The following is a 15,120-nucleotide window of genomic DNA, read 5'->3' on the forward strand; positions in this document are numbered from 1 at the left end:
GAAGGTCAAGAGAATGGAGCCGATACGGGATTACAAGCTGGAGGAGCTGCTGCGCAGCGCTGTCTCGGACGGCTGCGAACGCCGACAGGTCAGGGCAGCGACAGGCGCTCTGCGTCCGCTGCATTGGCGGCAGTTGTCGCAGTATGCGCTCAGCCATGCGATCAATGATTACTTTGCGCTCCCGTCGCAAGCAAGGCACCCGCAGCTACTACCGGTGCTGCTGGAGCGCAGGTGGACGAACCGCTGCGGCGCATTCGATTCACTGGAGCACTTTGCGCAGATTCGCCAGCGGCTGGGCAGCGAGATGGCCCGGCTGCTGGAGGGACGCCATAGCGATGAGCCCTTGCTCCGATTCGAGCAGTGGGAGACGCATCATCCTCAGTTGCGGCGCAGGCTGTCGATGATCTTTCAGCTCGTCATGTCCGCAGAGGTTGAAGATGGTTGTGCCGCGGACGGTTCGCGGCTGGAGACAGCAGACGATCTCAGGAACGGGCAGCGCTACATTGTGCAGAAATATGTGGTCGATGATAGCGAGGAGCTGCTGCGCGCATTTTGCCATTATACGACGGTCTTTTGCAGCAGCGCATTCCCCCGCTTGCCAGAGAGGATCGAGATCTATTCGTTGCTTACCGGACGCTGCGAGGTCATGCATCCGGCGTCTAATCACCTGCAACAGTCAGTGGATTATGTGCGGCTGGCATTAAGCCTCTTGCCGGCAGAGGTGCCCTCCTGCGAGAAGTCCGCAGAAGGGGCGATATGTTGGGTGAATTGACCGTTTGCTGTGCGAGGATGGTGTTCCATCAAGGGCTGCTGACGAGGTGGGCAGACGCTAATTAAAGCTTCGTGGTTCTATTTGATATTGAGTATTGTTATATATAGTTTTGGGCGTTCATTCCATATTTCATTTTAAGGGGCATTGAGGAGGAGCTAGCTTGTCTACAGTTATTGTCGTATTTGCCAGCATGTCAGGGAACACAGAGGAGATGGCAGATGCCATTACAGCAGGAATTCGCGCGGCTGGCATAGAGCCGGTTGTAAAAGAGGTCATGGACGCCAATGCGAGCGAGCTGGAGCAATATGACGGTATTGTGCTGGGCGCTTACACATGGGGAGACGGCGAATTGCCGGATGAATTTCTGGATTTCTATGAGGAGATGAATGGCATTCATCTGGACGGCCAAAAAATCGCCGTGTTCGGCTCGGCGGATTCGTCATATCCTATGTTTGGAGCTGCCGTCGATATCTTGACAGAGAAGCTGCAGGAACGCGGAGGAATCAAAGTGCTGGAGGGACTGAAAATTGAATTGAATCCGTCCGCAGATGAACGAGAGGAATGTATCCAGTACGGCAAGAGCTTCGTTGAATCACTAGCCTAAGGCGGTGTTAATGTGGGGATGCTGTATGAAGTTGTAAGCCGATCGATTGCCCGGGAGAAGCTGGAGAGAGCAGAGCAGCCGCAGCAGGCTGAGCTGGTGTTGCAGGCCAGCCATCTGGAAGCGGAGAGGAAGCTGCGTGCCACCTACGCCACGGAGGATCGACTGCTTGCAGCGGAATAGAAGTGAAGGAAGGGATCGCCTGATGGGGCGGTCTCTTCTTTGGCGTGCTCTGTCGCTAAGGGGGTGACACTGTCCTCTGGACGCGCTGTCCCTCTATCTGCAGGCGCGCTGTGGTCGGCAATGTATGCTACAATATAGCCATAGAAGACCAAGCGAAGGGATATTGGAGCCAATGAATCTGCTGTCAGTGGAGAATATAACGAAGACCTATGGGGAAAAGGTACTGTTCAAGGATGTGACGTTCGGTCTGGAGGAAGGCGACAAAATGGGCATTATCGGTGTCAATGGCACCGGGAAGTCGACCTTGCTCCAGGTGGTGGCGGGTCTGGAGCCGCCTGACAGCGGTCGGGTAGCAGTCGGAAGCCGGGTGCGAATCCAGATGCTGGCGCAAAGTCCGGTGTTCGACCCGGAGATGAGCGTGCTGGAGCATCTGTATCAGGGTAGCTCCGCTGAGATGGTTGCGCTGCGTGCGTATGAGGAAGCGCTGACCGCGCTTGAGCTGCGACCTGGAGACGAGACCTTGCAGCAGCGGCTGGTAGCAGCCAATACACGTATGGATGAACTCAATGTATGGCAGTTGGAGAGCGATGCGAAGACGGCATTGACAAGGCTCGGGATTACAAGCTTTGATGCGAAGCTGGGCACGCTGTCCGGGGGTCAGCGCAAGCGGGTAGCGATGGCGGCTGCGCTCATTCAGCCGTCGGATGTGCTGATTCTCGATGAGCCGACGAACCATATTGATAATGAATCGGTGGCCTGGCTGGAGGGCATGCTCCAGAAGCGTAAGGGCGCACTGCTCATGATTACGCATGATCGCTACTTCCTTGATCGTGTCAGCAACCGGATGATGGAGCTGGATCGCGGGAGCGCGTTCTTCTACACCGCCAACTATACCCGATTTCTGGAGCTGAAGCTGGAGCGCGAGGAGCGCGAGGCTGCCTCCGAGCTGAAGCGGCAAAATCTGCTGCGCAGCGAGCTGGCATGGATTCGGCGCGGCGCCAAGGCACGCACGACGAAGCAGAAGGCACGGATCGAGCGCTTCGAGCAGCTCAAGGAGGCCGCGCCGGAGCGGGCTGGCGGCAAGCTGGATGTGTCGGTCGCCTCGCAGCGGCTCGGCAAGAAGATCATCGAGGCGGAGCAGCTTCGCAAGGCATATGGCAGCCGTGTGCTGTTCGAGGATTTCAACTATATCGCGGTGCCGGGCGACCGGCTTGGCATTATCGGACGCAATGGCAGCGGGAAATCAACGCTGCTTCGGATTCTGGCAGGCAGACTGGAGCCGGATGGCGGCACGGTCGAGCGAGGGCCTACGGTGAAGCTGGGCTGGTTCTCCCAGGAGCATGAGGAGATGAACGAGGAGCTCCGAGTCATCGAATATATCCGTGAAGGTGCCGAGCAGGTGCGGACAGCCGAAGGGGAGCTGATCTCGGCCGGACAGATGCTGGAGCGATTCTTGTTCCCATCCACCCTGCAGTGGACGCCGATCGCCAAGCTGTCCGGCGGGGAGAAGCGTCGGCTGCAATTGCTGCGCGTGCTGATGCAGGCGCCTAATGTGCTGCTGCTGGACGAGCCGACGAATGATCTGGATATAGCGACGCTGACAGTGCTGGAGGACTACCTTGACGAGTTCCCGGGCGTCGTCCTGATCGTATCGCATGACCGTTATTTCCTGGATCGTACTGTAGAGCGAATCGCTGCCTTTGAAGGCGGAGGCAAGGTGAGTGTGCATGTCGGCAATTATACCGAGTATCAGGAGCGTGCTGCGCTTGCAGGGCAGCAGATACCGGATAGGGAGGGCAGCAAGGGGACGGGCAGTCCGTCCAGCGATGACAGCGAAGCGGGCAGTGCAGAGGGCTCCAGGGCCGGACAGCGTGGCAAAGCGCTGAAGATGAGCTATAAGGAGCAAAAGGACTTCGAGCAAATCGACGACTGGATTGCTGAAGCCGAAGCTGAGCTGGCGCTGCTGGAGAGCAGGATGGAGGAGGCAGCCAGCGATTCCGTCAGGCTGCAGGAGCTGGCTATGGAGCAGCAGGCGGCAGAGACCCGACTGGAGGAGCTGCTGGAGCGCTGGACCTATCTGAACGAGCTGGCTGAGCAGATTGCTGCCCAGAAGAAGTAACATCCAGGAAGCACTAGCTATTATATTATGTAGCCGTAGCCGTAGCCATCCTGTCCCTCGACAGACAGCACCCCCTGAACAGGAAGTGACCTTCCGCGCAGGGGGTGTTTGTATGGTATCCTTCAGCTTGAAGCGTTGGTGCCATGGGGTGGACACAGAGTGTACCACGCTGAAGGCGTCCTCTAGTGCAGCTCGGATAACTGCAAGGCCTGTTCTGCGTCTGTCTCGCTCTTGCAACGAAGCAAGCCGGAGGCTGCAGTTCTGCAGGCGGTCGCTGCTTATCTGCCGTTGAATGCCTTCAGCATCCAGACATGCTTCTCCAGTCCGGTATGAATGGCTAGCAGCAGATCGGCGGTTGTCTCGTCGTTCAGCTCCTGAGCGGCGGACATGCCTTCCTTCAGCTCCGTGATCAGCGTCGTATAATCGCTGATGAGCGTATCGACCATCTGGATTGCGTTCTCGTCAGGACGCGCCTCCTGCACGCTGGAAGCCTCCAGGTAGTCGCTCATCCGGGCTAGCGGCTTGCCGCCCAGCGCCAGAAGACGCTCGGCCAGCTCATCTACATGCAGCGCCGCTTCTTCATACAGCTCCTGGAATTTGGCATGGAGCGTGAAAAACTGCGGGCCGCTCACATACCAGTGGTAGTGATGCAGCTTGACATACAGCACGCTCCAGCTTGCGATCTGGCGGTTCAGGACATCTTGCACGATTTGTTTGGACATGGATGTTGCCTCCTTTAAAGGGGTATAGTCTCTAGGATGTTATGAATCAGGCTTGCTGTGCAGCAGGAGCGGAAGCTGCTTCCTCCAGAAACTTCTCACAATCCAGAGCGGCCATGCAGCCGCTGCCTGCGGCAGTGATCGCCTGACGGTACCGTGTATCCTGAACATCGCCACAGGCGAATACGCCCGGAATGTTCGTGTGGGAGGTGCCAGGCTTCACGACAATATAGCCCAGCTCATCGGTCTCGACCTGTCCGCCCAGAAATCCGGTATTTGGCGTATGCCCGATCGTAACGAACACACCGTCAGTCTCCAGCACTTCCTCCTCGCCGGTCTCATTGTTCCGCACCTTCAGTCCGGTTACGCCCAGAGCGCCTGCGACAACTTCAACCGGCGTCCGGTTGAGGCTCCACGATACCTTTTCATTGGCACGCGCACGATCCTGCATGATTTTGGAGGCGCGCAGCTCATTGCGACGATTCACAACCCGTACCTCTGACGCGAAGCGTGTCAGGAAATTCGCCTCCTCCATCGCGGAATCGCCACCGCCGACGACGATGATCTTTTTGCCCCGGAAGAAAAATCCATCACAGGTTGCACACGTGCTGACACCGCGGCCAATGTTATCTTTCTCGCCGGGAATGCCTAAATATTTGGCAGAAGCGCCAGTGGATATAATCAGTGTCTCCGCCTCAATCGCTCCCAGAGAGTCCACCTCCAGCTTGAATGGGCGAGCGCTCAGGTCGGTCTTGGTGACCCAGCCGCTCTTGAACACCGCGCCGAAGCGTTCAGCCTGCTTCCTCATATTGCTCATCAGCTCCGGTCCCATAATGCCGTCCGGGAAGCCTGGGAAGTTCTCCACCTCTGTTGTTGTGGTCAGTTGTCCGCCCGGCTCAGGGCCTTCAATGACAAGGGGATTCATATTGGCGCGAGCCAGGTAGATCGCTGCGGTAAGTCCGGCAGGGCCGGTGCCGATAATTACAGTATGATAGGTCATGGAAATCACGCTCCGTATTTATAATATATGAATTCTTTTTTTATAATTATTATAAATAAGAGGTGATTTGTCAAGTGCCTTCCGCGTGAACAAGCTGTGTCCGGCAATTGGGGAAGGGAGCCTATTGTATCCGAATATGAAATTCGCGCGTGCGCGGGCCATCGAATTCGCAGAAATAAATACCCTGCCAGCGGCCGAGCAGCAACTGCCCCTTATGAATGATGACCGTCTGCGAGCTGCCTGTTGTGATCGCCTTGAGATGCGAGGCGGTATTTCCTTCAGCATGGCGGTATTTCGGGTGCTCCCACGGGAATACCTCGTCCAGCCGCATGAGCACATCATGCCTGACATCCGGGTCTGCATTTTCCTGAATCGTAATTCCTGCTGTGGTGTGTGGGCAGTAGACGACAGCCAGTCCCTCCTGTATGCCTGAAGCTTGTACCGCGGCCCTCACGGCACGTGTAATGTCAATCATCTCATCGCGTTTGGAAGTGCGAAGTCTCTCGGTAATCATCATCTTACGTCCTCCTCCTATAAGTTTGATGCCATTGTAACAGATGTCTCTCCTGCGCTTCCAGCAGCGCTGAAGATTACATCTTGCATACAGGGAGGGGGTATGCTAGAATGAATCTCAGATAGCGTGCTAGCTGCAGGGAGAGAGGGGTGAGGCGCTTGGATAATCAACAGCATAATTCAGGAGCGGTTGAAGTGGATAAGCATACCGAGCCTGAGCATTGTGGGCATGAAGGCGAACAGCGCAGAAGCCACCATTCCGAGAAATTCCAGGCGAATCTGATTGCCCGTCTGAATCGAATTGAAGGACAGGTTCGCGGAATTAAGGGCATGATCGAACGCCAGACCTACTGCGATGATGTACTCAATCAGATTGCTGCTGTGCAGTCAGCTCTTAATGGGGTAGGGAAGCTGCTGCTCGAGGGGCATATGAAGAGCTGTATTGTCGAGCGGATTGAAGAAGGCGACAAGGATGTGCTGGACGAATTGCTCAAGACGATTAATAAGCTGATCAAGTAGAAGCAGGCGTTGTAATCTACGTGAAGCTGCCCGGCTGGGACTGCTTGTCTACCCGTAAACCGAGGCAGCCATGCTGCGCCGCCAGATTCGCAAGTCATTGCAGGCGCGCAGAGATGTGTGAACGAGGGCTGGTGAAGAGGGCCGGACATGTAATTTTGCGTTATTTTATACTCTACTGGAGTATAGTAATAATATATGAAGTGAATAATGATATAAAGGAGCTGAACAGGATGAAAGAGGTAACGCTGCAGGTAGAAGGAATGTCTTGCGGGCATTGTGTGAAGTCGGTGGAGGGGGCGCTGGAGCCTCTGGGCGCGCGCGGTGTGGTAGATCTGGCGGGCAAGAGTGTGAAGGTTGCCTATGATGAAGGCAAAGTGAGCCTGGAGCAGATCAAGGAGGCAATCGAAGAACAGGGCTATGATGTAGTGTAGGCTTTCCAGGCGGAAGCATAAGCTGCGGCATCTGAGGGATATTCAGATGCCGCAGCTTTTTTGCAATTGGCTTATGGAGCAAGGGAAGAGTGAATGTACATACAAGTTGGGGCTATGATATAATCGAGGAATACAACTTATATGTAATCGAGGTGTGTCTTGAAGCAGCCTACGCCAAAATATATATTGCTCAAACGTGAAATATTGACATGGATTACAACCACCCGGTTCAAGCCGCATGACAAGCTGCCCTCGGAGAACGAGATTGCGCAGCGGTTCGAGATGAGCCGTCAGACGGTGCGCCAGGCGCTCGGAGAGCTGGAGCAGGACGGCTGGCTGTACCGGTTGCAGGGAAAAGGGACATTCGTGTCGGAGCCTCCTGTGGGAGAGCGCCGTGGCAGCTCGTCCGGCCTGACGGTCGGCATGATCACCACCCATATCTCCGACTATATCTTTCCGATTATCGTGCGCGGAGTGGAGTCGGAGCTGCGGTCGCTCGGCGGTCGCTTGCTGCTGGCGAGCACGGACAATGAGAAGGAGAAGGAGCGCGAAAGCCTGGAATCGATGCTCCATGAGCCGCTGGACGGCCTGATCATCGAGCCGACCAAGAGCGCGGAGGGCAATCCTAACTTCCGCTTTTTCCTGGCGCTCGATGCTCAGAACATCCCGTATATTATGCTCAATGAGCGGTATAGCGATGTTGATGCCCCCTGTCTGCGGCTGGATGACGAGCAGGGAGGCTATCTGGCGACGCGCCATCTGCTGGAGCTTGGCCATCAGCGGATCGCCGGCTTTTTCAAGACGGATGACAATCAGGGCGTACACCGGATGCGCGGCTTCCGCAGAGCTCATCGCGAGGCGCAGCTTCCTCTCATCCCGGATCTGCTGCTGCGCTATACGACGGAGGAGAAGGATCGGCGCCCGCTGGAGACGGTGGCAGAGCTGCTCAGCCGCGAGCCTGCAGATCGCCCCACTGCGATCGTCTGCTATAATGACCAGCTTGCGGTAAGGCTGCTGGATGTCATTCGGCAGCGGGGACTGAATGTCCCCGAGGATATATCGCTGGTCGGCTTTGATGATTCGAATCTGGCGACCGCCACGGAGGTCAAGCTGACAACGATGACGCATCCGAAGACCGAAATGGGCGAGCAGGCTGTACGTACCTTATATCAACTGATCGAGCAGCGCGGCAGAGGCGGACAGGTGGAGGATATGGTATATGAGCCCAAACTGGTGGTGCGCGAATCTACAGGGCGACCAAAATAATACGTGACATACTTGTACGTACAACCTATAATATGATACAGGTAAGCGTTTATATTTAGAGGGACTGGAAGGGAGCGGCTGCTGATGCTGGAGTCATTGAAGCAAGCGGTGTGGGAAGCGAATATGGACCTTCCCAAGTATGGACTGGTAACATTTACATGGGGCAATGTAAGCGGCATTGACCGCGAGAGCGGGCTGGTCGTTATTAAGCCAAGCGGGGTTCCGTATGATGAGCTGAAGCCGGAGCAGATGGTTGTCGTTGATCTGGATGGCAAGGTGGTAGAGGGAGATTACCGACCGTCCTCCGATACAGCGACCCATGTTGTCTTGTACAAAGCATTCGAGGGCATCGGCGGCATCGTGCATACGCATTCGCCTTGGGCGACCAGCTTTGCGCAGGCCGGGCGTGGTATTCCGGCACTTGGCACGACCCATGCCGATTATTTCTACGGTGAGGTACCTTGCACCCGCGCGATGACGGAGGAAGAGGTCAAGGGGGCCTATGAGCTGGAGACCGGCCATGTCATCATCGAGACATTCCAGAAGCTCGGTATCGATCCGCTGCAGGTGCCGTCCATACTGGTGAACAGCCATGCGCCGTTCTGTTGGGGCAAGGACCCGCATAACGCGGTGCATAATGCCGTTGTCCTGGAAGAGGTGGCCAAGATGGCGCTGCAGACCTTCCAGCTCAATCCGCAGATTGGCGCAATGGATCAGTATTTGCTCGACCGCCACTATTTGCGCAAGCATGGAGCCAATGCCTATTACGGTCAAAAATAAGGAGGCCAGCAAAAGATGAGCAAAAAATATGCAATCGGCGTCGATTATGGGACACAATCCGGCCGCGCCGTTCTGGTTGATTTGAGCAATGGGGCCGAGTTAGCCGATCATGTAACCCCTTACCGGCATCATGTTATCGACGAGGAGCTTCCGGGTCTTGGGGTGAAGCTGGAGCCGGACTGGGCTTTGCAGCATCCTGCGGACTATATTGAAGTGCTGGAAAATTCAGTGCCTGCTGTGATGAAGTCATCCGGTATCGATCCGGCTGATGTGATCGGGCTGGGCATTGATTTTACAGCTTGTACGATGCTGCCGATCGACAGCAATGGCGTGCCGCTCTGCTTCCATGACGAATACAAGCATAATCCACACAGTTGGCTGAAGCTCTGGAAGCATCATGCGGCTCAGGACGAAGCCAATCTGATCAATGAGATTGCCGAGAAGCGCGGAGAGAAGTTCCTCCCACGCTACGGCGGTAAAATCTCGTCCGAGTGGATGATTGCCAAGGTGTGGCAAATTCTCAATGAAGCTCCCGAGATGTATGATACTGCAGATCGCTTCGTCGAGGCGACGGACTGGGTGATTGGGCAACTGACGGGGAACATTGTACGCAATAGCTGTACTGCCGGCTACAAGTCGATCTGGCACAAGCAGGAGGGGTACCCGAGCAAGGAGTTCTTCGCGGCGCTGGACCCGCGCCTTGAGAGCTTGACGGACACGAAGCTGCGTGGTGAAGTATTGCCGCTAGGCACGAAAGCAGGAGAGCTGACCGAGGCATTCGCTGCTCGCATCGGCCTGCAGGCCGGTACAGCGGTCGCCGTCGGCAACGTGGATGCCCATGCCGCTGTTCCGGGTGTCGGTGTGGTTGAGCCAGGCAAGCTGGTCATGGCTATGGGCACATCGATCTGCCATATGCTGCTGGGCACTGAGGAGCGGGAGGTCGAGGGAATGTGCGGCGTCGTTGAAGACGGCATCATCCCAGGCTATTTCGGCTATGAGGCAGGCCAGTCGGCGGTTGGCGATATTTTCGAATGGTATGTCGAGCATGCGGTGCCGGCGTATGTGGTCGAAGCTGCGCAGGCAGAGGGGATCAGTGTTCATGAGTGGCTGACGGATCGCGCCTCCAAGCTGCAAGTCGGCGAGTCTGGCCTGCTCGCGCTTGACTGGTGGAACGGCAACCGTTCGGTGCTTGTAGACACCGATCTGACAGGGCTGTTGCTCGGCTTTACACTGCTGACCAAGCCAGAGGAGATCTACCGTGCGCTGCTGGAGGCAACGGCATTTGGCACTCGCAAGATCGTGGATGCGTTCCATAATAACGGCGTGCCTGTTAACGAGATGTACGCTTGCGGTGGTTTGCCGCAGAAGAACCGCCTGCTGATGCAGATCTATGCGGACGTGACGAACCGCGAGATTAAGGTAGCGGCTTCGAAGCAGACGCCGGCGCTGGGAGCGGCGATGTTCGGAGCGGTGGCAGCGGGTGCGGCGAAGGGTGGCTATGACAGCATCGTAGACGCTGCTCGCAGCATGGCGCGTGTGCGTGAGGAGAGCTTCAAGCCGATTCCAGCCAATGTGGAACGGTATGAGAGATTGTATCAGGAGTACACGCTGCTGCACGACTATTTTGGACGTGGAGCCAATGATGTTATGAAGCGCCTCAAGGCGATCAAGGAGGAAGTGCTGTAGATCGTACCAGCTATCGGTGAGACGGCTAGATCGGAATACAGTACGCTGGCTGAGATGCGGACGAAGAAGGCAGGGCTTGACTGATCGCGCCCTAGGTGTGGCTAACGAAGCTTGCTGCCTTGTGCTTCTTCCCTGCGGGCTCGGCAGTTATTGAATGAGTGGTATGTCGGAAAGCAATGGCTAATTAGATAAGGGAACTGCCCGCGGCACGGCTCCATATGTTGGAGCAGTGCTTTTTTTTATGATTAGGGGAAATACGGCTGAAAGCCGCCCGCAGTGCTCCCCTGCTCAAAGGCGGGGCACTACGGGCGAGGTGAGATGAGAGGGGGCTCGGGCTTAGAACAAGGCAACCTCAACAGCATCCTGGGGCTGCAGTGGCAAAAATAACTGGTTTGGCGGGATCAGGCGACCATTGACACGGAGGGTGTAGTTGATGCTGCTGCCTGGCCCGACGTAGATGCCGCTAATGCTGGTGATTTGACCGTTCGGCCCAAAAGCGATGACTCCGGTAGAGGCGAGTGCGCTGCCAACGGTTACACCGAAACGGTAAGGCACGGAATAGGGCCGTGTGATGCCAGGTGCGATGCGGCCGCCGTTAATAATTACCGTCACCCGGTTACCCGGTATAGGCACGACCGGTACGATCGGTGTGATGATCGGTGGAATAATAGGCGGGAACGGCCCTGGTCCTGGAGGAGGCGGGAACGGCCCTGGCCCCGGAGGAGGCGGGAATGGCCCTGGTCCTGGAGGAGGCGGGAACGGCCCTGGTCCTGGAGGAGGCGGGAACGGCCCTGGCCCCGGAGGAGGCGGGAACGGCCCTGGCCCCGGAGGAGGCGGGAATGGTCCCGGTCCTGGAGGAGGCGGGAATGGTCCTGGCCCCGGAGGAGGCGGGAACGGTCCCGGCCCTGGCCCGAAGCCTGGTCCCGGCCCGAAGCCTGGCCCTGGCAGAGCGCGGGCAAGCGGGGTGGTGATGATGCGGGAGGACTGCTGATTTCCGCAGCCGCAGCCGCCTGCTCTGGCGGAAGTACTCACAATCGTTGTTCTTGACATAGTTGCATTTCTCCTTAAACGCTCGACTGGGTATTTAACCTGCTCCATTGTATGCCTAGGCGCTTATCCCGTGTTACAATCTTCCTGTGATTGATATTGAGGGGCTCTTGGACGCGGCAGGCCGGGATGGGTTTACTGCCGTTATGCCCCGCCAGAGAGAATCAGGGAGGCGAGATCGATGAGTACCATGTTGGATGCGCTATTGGAACATAAAATCATCGCAATTTTCCGTGGGATAACAGGTAACGCAGCGGATCAGGCAGCCGCGGCGCTAATCGATGGCGGAATACGGCTGATGGAGGTGACGATGAACACGGACGGCGCTTCGACGATCATCGGCCGTTGGTGTGAGAAGTTTGAAGGAAGGGCATGGATCGGAGCAGGCACGGTGCTGGATCGCAGTATGGCTGAGGAGGCGGCAGCCGCGGGCGCGAAGTTCTTTATTTCGCCTAATCTGGATGAAGAGGTAGTGAAGTTCGGTGCGGAGCGCGGCATTGCAGTGTGGCCAGGGGTGATGACGCCGACGGAGATTGTCAGAGCCTGGAAGGCAGGGGCAGAGGCGGTCAAGGTATTCCCGATGGCTTCCCTGGGTGTCGGGTACTTGGCAGAGATTAGCGCTCCGCTGGATCATATTCCGATGATTGCAACAGGCGGTGTTGATCTGGACAACATTCAGGATTATTTCCGGGCGGGAGCATGTGCTGTCGGGTTAGGCAGCAAGCTGGTCAATAAGGCGTGGATCAGAGACGGAGAGTATGGGCGACTAACGGAGCAAGCCTCGCGCTTTGCAGCAGCGGCCGCAGCAGCTCCGGTCTGGAGAAGTGCTGCGTCGAGGTGAGCTATCTAATATACTCAAACAAAATTGCCTGCGAACAGCGTTCGCAGGCACAAGAGAGAATATATAATAAGGGGGGTCATGTCACTTATTATAGGGAGTGAAGATGAACCTAACCTGAAGCTAAAGTTACAGTTATGTTACAAAACTGGCGAGTGCAATGGGCAGCGGGGAGACCAGCCCCGCATGATTAGTTGTCGATGGATAACCTTTCATTTTATATACATCCATATGAAGGTAATATATCCAAAGGTATTATTTTATCTATAATGTAATGTTTTATAATGTAAATTATTACTTTTTCATGTGGAGTCAGGTTTACGTTAGTCATACGGTCAGGTATAATAATCCATAATCGCATGCTTTAGGAAGCCGACTACGATTATGGGAGGACGAATGAAGAAGCTGGTGAAATGGATATTGCTGACCGCTGTTGTCATTTTTGGCACGGGAACCGAATTGAAGCTCGATGCTGTTCTTGCCGATGCTTCTGTTGTAGCCGACCTGAATCAATTGGAGCACCTATTGGTCAAGCAGTTGCAGATTCGCACAGAGGAGATCGTCATCTCGTACACTGGTGATAAGGAAGTATTGTCTGAAGCCCTTCCACAGCTAATGAGAAAAGCGATAGAGCAGGATGATTACACCGCTTATATTGTCGATTCGTATTTTTATACTCTTCGTACCTGGAGCGCCCGCGCCAAACTCAACATCAGTGTTAGCTACCGCGAGACACCGGAAGAAACCGCTTATGTCAATCGCCAGACGCGGGAGATTGTCGAAGATTTGATTACTCCATCCATGGACGATCACCTGAAAGTAAAGTTGATTCACGACTGGATTGTCCGTACACTCCGCTATGACACAGATTATGAACGATATACAGCGTACAGCGCACTCACGGATCGCAGAGCTGTCTGCCAGGGCTATTCATTGCTGGCCTACAAGCTGCTGCAAGCGGCGGGGATTGAGAATACAATAGTCGAAGGCACCGTCGATACTGGAGATCATGCATGGAATCTTGTTCGGCTGGACGGCGTGTGGTACCACCTGGATACGACATGGGATGACCCGCTTCCTGATCGCAAAGATCAGGTGTCTTACGCCTATTATTTGAAGACGGACGAGGAGATGCGGAAGGATCACGCTTGGGTGAAAAGCTATCCGCGCGCCGGTCATACGTATGTGGATACGCTTAACAAGCTGCGGCAAGAGGGTAAGGAGAGTGCTTATCTGAATTATATTGAACGTCTGATTACGGCTCCCTCTAATGCTTCATAGCTACAGTGAGGTGCCTGATAACTAGGGCAGCCCCTTGCAAGTCTTGCGACTTGTGAGGGGCTGCCGTGTTTTCAATCAAAGTTGTCAATCGGCTACTTCCCTAGCTGTGCCGCTGCGAACTGCTACCCTCTTGCAGACGATAGCTCACGCAGGGAAGCGCAGCAGGATGGGCAGAATGCGGCTGGATTGGAGGTAGTTACGGCTTGGCCCGTCGACTGGCGGTCATCTGCTGCCAGACCGAGCCCGCAGCCTCCTCGCCCCGTTCGATACGCTCCAGAGCCATCTGAGCCTGCAGCCGAATCTCGAACTCCTCATCCTCCGCTGCAGTTCGCAGCGCAGCCAGAGCCGTCTCATCGCCAATCTCATACAGGTAGCGTGCTGCCCGCCATCGAACGAGCTTGTTGCTGTCCTGCAGCGCTTCGATCATCGGCCCAATGGCTGCCGGATCACCCAGATCGGACAGTGTGTCCCCCGCTGTACGCCGTACAGAGGGAGAGCGATCCTTCAGTGCAGTGAACAGATGCGGCAGCGCCTCGGGAATGCGCAGGTCGCCTAGGTAGACGACAGCGAGCCGCCTGATCGATCCATTCTCATCAGTGAGCGCCTGTGCAAGCAGCGGCAACATCTGTGGATCAGGGGATACCCGCTCCATCGCAGCATAACGGTCACGCCAGTCTGGCTGCTGCAGCCTCTCTGCCAGCTCTGCGCTGGTCAGTGGCTCCGGTCGAGGCGGGAGGTTATTCTCAGCGGGTGCTCCCGAACCGAGCGCCTTGGCCGCCTCGACCAGCTCACGCAGTCGCTCGGGGGTGTAAGCGGCCGACAGCTCGGCGATCACTTCCTTCATGATCTCCTCCGGCTCGCCGTAGCGCACACCGAGATCCTCCAGCATCCGCTCTCGAATCATCCCGGCTCCAGCGGCCTCATGAACGGCAGCTCCGAACGCTTCCGGTAGCGCCGAGCGTGATTCGCTGTCGCCCATGCGCACGCGCAGTTGCATGGGAATACCGCGGTACATCTGCACCAGCACATGTGCCTCGCCATATGCTGTATCTTGTTGTGCGACCGCGCTGTCATCAGGCGACTGGGCATCGTTGGCAAGCAACTGCCGGGCCTGAGCGAGAATCGCCTGCCAGTCTGCGTTCGGCTTACGATCCAATGCGATAAAATCAACTGTGCGGAACACGCTGCGCACCCCATCGATTCGCAGCAAGGCTGCGAGCGGCTCCGGGGCTTGATCTATCTGTTTGGTCGTATACGTATAGCGCTGGCCTGGAGGAAGCTTGGTATCCACATTCAGCTTCATAGAATTTGGGCTTGGTGTCGGTTCAATCGATAACAGTTTCAAGGAAGCGCCTCCTTATGTCG

General features: G+C 56.1%; 16 protein-coding genes. 11 read left to right on the plus strand and 5 right to left on the minus strand.

Annotation, left to right across the window (positions count from 1 at the left end):
• Nucleotides 1–13: 13 nt before the first annotated feature.
• From ACY1JZ_RS12635 to ACY1JZ_RS12650, 4 genes are all read left to right on the plus strand, one after another.
• Nucleotides 14–772, plus strand: coding sequence for a hypothetical protein (locus ACY1JZ_RS12635; RefSeq protein ID WP_462629461.1), 759 nt, complete (start codon nucleotides 14–16; stop codon nucleotides 770–772).
• A 160-nt stretch (nucleotides 773–932) separates the two neighbouring features.
• Entirely contained in the window at nucleotides 933–1,376 is a 444-nt protein-coding gene (locus tag ACY1JZ_RS12640) for a flavodoxin (RefSeq protein ID WP_462629463.1), read from the plus strand.
• 12 nt (nucleotides 1,377–1,388) lie between these two features.
• Nucleotides 1,389–1,556 carry a hypothetical protein gene (locus ACY1JZ_RS12645; RefSeq protein ID WP_270166058.1) on the plus strand — a complete coding sequence of 56 codons (168 nt, stop codon included), beginning with the start codon at nucleotides 1,389–1,391 and terminating at the stop codon, nucleotides 1,554–1,556.
• 172 nt (nucleotides 1,557–1,728) lie between these two features.
• Nucleotides 1,729–3,675, plus strand: coding sequence for an ABC-F family ATP-binding cassette domain-containing protein (locus ACY1JZ_RS12650; protein ID WP_462629465.1), 1,947 nt, complete (start codon nucleotides 1,729–1,731; stop codon nucleotides 3,673–3,675).
• Nucleotides 3,676–3,953: 278 nt separating this feature from the next.
• Here ACY1JZ_RS12650 and ACY1JZ_RS12655 read toward each other — a convergent pair whose 3' ends face one another.
• The 3 genes from ACY1JZ_RS12655 to ACY1JZ_RS12665 all read right to left on the minus strand — a co-directional run bounded on the left by ACY1JZ_RS12655 (nucleotide 3,954) and on the right by ACY1JZ_RS12665 (nucleotide 5,911).
• Nucleotides 3,954–4,397, minus strand: coding sequence for a Dps family protein (locus tag ACY1JZ_RS12655; RefSeq protein WP_270166053.1), 444 nt, complete (start codon nucleotides 4,395–4,397; stop codon nucleotides 3,954–3,956).
• A 46-nt stretch (nucleotides 4,398–4,443) separates the two neighbouring features.
• On the minus strand, nucleotides 4,444–5,394 hold the full coding sequence (trxB, locus tag ACY1JZ_RS12660) for a thioredoxin-disulfide reductase (protein ID WP_462629467.1): 951 nt from the start codon (nucleotides 5,392–5,394) through the stop codon (nucleotides 4,444–4,446).
• A 121-nt stretch (nucleotides 5,395–5,515) separates the two neighbouring features.
• Nucleotides 5,516–5,911, minus strand: coding sequence for a secondary thiamine-phosphate synthase enzyme YjbQ (locus ACY1JZ_RS12665; protein WP_270166049.1), 396 nt, complete (start codon nucleotides 5,909–5,911; stop codon nucleotides 5,516–5,518).
• Between the two features lie 191 nt (nucleotides 5,912–6,102).
• On the opposite strand from ACY1JZ_RS12665, the gene ACY1JZ_RS12670 reads away from it, so the two are divergent.
• From ACY1JZ_RS12670 to ACY1JZ_RS12690, 5 genes are all read left to right on the plus strand, one after another.
• On the plus strand, nucleotides 6,103–6,426 hold the full coding sequence (locus ACY1JZ_RS12670; RefSeq protein WP_462629681.1) for a metal-sensitive transcriptional regulator: 324 nt from the start codon (nucleotides 6,103–6,105) through the stop codon (nucleotides 6,424–6,426).
• A 230-nt stretch (nucleotides 6,427–6,656) separates the two neighbouring features.
• Nucleotides 6,657–6,857, plus strand: a complete 201-nt coding sequence (locus ACY1JZ_RS12675) for a copper ion binding protein (protein ID WP_270166048.1) — start codon at nucleotides 6,657–6,659, stop codon at nucleotides 6,855–6,857.
• 159 nt (nucleotides 6,858–7,016) lie between these two features.
• Complete coding sequence (locus ACY1JZ_RS12680) at nucleotides 7,017–8,123, plus strand: GntR family transcriptional regulator (protein WP_270166047.1); 1,107 nt, start codon at nucleotides 7,017–7,019, stop codon at nucleotides 8,121–8,123.
• A gap of 84 nt (nucleotides 8,124–8,207) precedes the next feature.
• On the plus strand, nucleotides 8,208–8,903 hold the full coding sequence (gene araD, locus ACY1JZ_RS12685; RefSeq protein WP_270166046.1) for an L-ribulose-5-phosphate 4-epimerase: 696 nt from the start codon (nucleotides 8,208–8,210) through the stop codon (nucleotides 8,901–8,903).
• A gap of 15 nt (nucleotides 8,904–8,918) precedes the next feature.
• Entirely contained in the window at nucleotides 8,919–10,589 is a 1,671-nt protein-coding gene (locus ACY1JZ_RS12690; RefSeq protein ID WP_462629470.1) for a ribulokinase, read from the plus strand.
• 336 nt (nucleotides 10,590–10,925) lie between these two features.
• Here ACY1JZ_RS12690 and ACY1JZ_RS12695 read toward each other — a convergent pair whose 3' ends face one another.
• Nucleotides 10,926–11,639: a hypothetical protein gene (locus ACY1JZ_RS12695; RefSeq protein ID WP_462629472.1), complete on the minus strand. Its 714-nt coding sequence runs from the start codon at nucleotides 11,637–11,639 to the stop codon at nucleotides 10,926–10,928.
• Nucleotides 11,640–11,817: 178 nt separating this feature from the next.
• Between ACY1JZ_RS12695 and ACY1JZ_RS12700 the strand changes: the two genes are divergently transcribed.
• Entirely contained in the window at nucleotides 11,818–12,477 is a 660-nt protein-coding gene (locus tag ACY1JZ_RS12700) for a bifunctional 4-hydroxy-2-oxoglutarate aldolase/2-dehydro-3-deoxy-phosphogluconate aldolase (RefSeq protein ID WP_462629473.1), read from the plus strand.
• A gap of 393 nt (nucleotides 12,478–12,870) precedes the next feature.
• A complete protein-coding gene (locus ACY1JZ_RS12705) occupies nucleotides 12,871–13,755 on the plus strand; it encodes a transglutaminase domain-containing protein (RefSeq protein ID WP_462629474.1) in 885 nt (294 codons plus the stop codon).
• A gap of 196 nt (nucleotides 13,756–13,951) precedes the next feature.
• Here the strand turns inward: ACY1JZ_RS12705 and ACY1JZ_RS12710 are convergent, their stop codons facing one another.
• A complete protein-coding gene (locus tag ACY1JZ_RS12710) occupies nucleotides 13,952–15,100 on the minus strand; it encodes a conserved virulence factor C family protein (protein WP_462629475.1) in 1,149 nt (382 codons plus the stop codon).
• Between the last annotated feature and the right edge of the window lie 20 nt (nucleotides 15,101–15,120).

Source organism: Paenibacillus sp. J5, from assembly GCF_054955055.1.

Coding starts and splice junctions, on each gene's coding strand:
- araD (WP_270166046.1), top strand. CDS start 8,208: ATGCTGGAGTCATTGAAGCAAGCGGTGTGGGAAGCGAATATGGACCTT.
- ACY1JZ_RS12675 (WP_270166048.1), top strand. CDS start 6,657: ATGAAAGAGGTAACGCTGCAGGTAGAAGGAATGTCTTGCGGGCATTGT.
- ACY1JZ_RS12635 (WP_462629461.1), top strand. CDS start 14: ATGGAGCCGATACGGGATTACAAGCTGGAGGAGCTGCTGCGCAGCGCT.
- ACY1JZ_RS12665 (WP_270166049.1), bottom strand. CDS start 5,911: ATGATGATTACCGAGAGACTTCGCACTTCCAAACGCGATGAGATGATT.
- ACY1JZ_RS12705 (WP_462629474.1), top strand. CDS start 12,871: ATGAAGAAGCTGGTGAAATGGATATTGCTGACCGCTGTTGTCATTTTT.
- ACY1JZ_RS12690 (WP_462629470.1), top strand. CDS start 8,919: ATGAGCAAAAAATATGCAATCGGCGTCGATTATGGGACACAATCCGGC.
- ACY1JZ_RS12655 (WP_270166053.1), bottom strand. CDS start 4,397: ATGTCCAAACAAATCGTGCAAGATGTCCTGAACCGCCAGATCGCAAGC.
- trxB (WP_462629467.1), bottom strand. CDS start 5,394: ATGACCTATCATACTGTAATTATCGGCACCGGCCCTGCCGGACTTACC.
- ACY1JZ_RS12650 (WP_462629465.1), top strand. CDS start 1,729: ATGAATCTGCTGTCAGTGGAGAATATAACGAAGACCTATGGGGAAAAG.
- ACY1JZ_RS12700 (WP_462629473.1), top strand. CDS start 11,818: ATGAGTACCATGTTGGATGCGCTATTGGAACATAAAATCATCGCAATT.
- ACY1JZ_RS12695 (WP_462629472.1), bottom strand. CDS start 11,639: ATGTCAAGAACAACGATTGTGAGTACTTCCGCCAGAGCAGGCGGCTGC.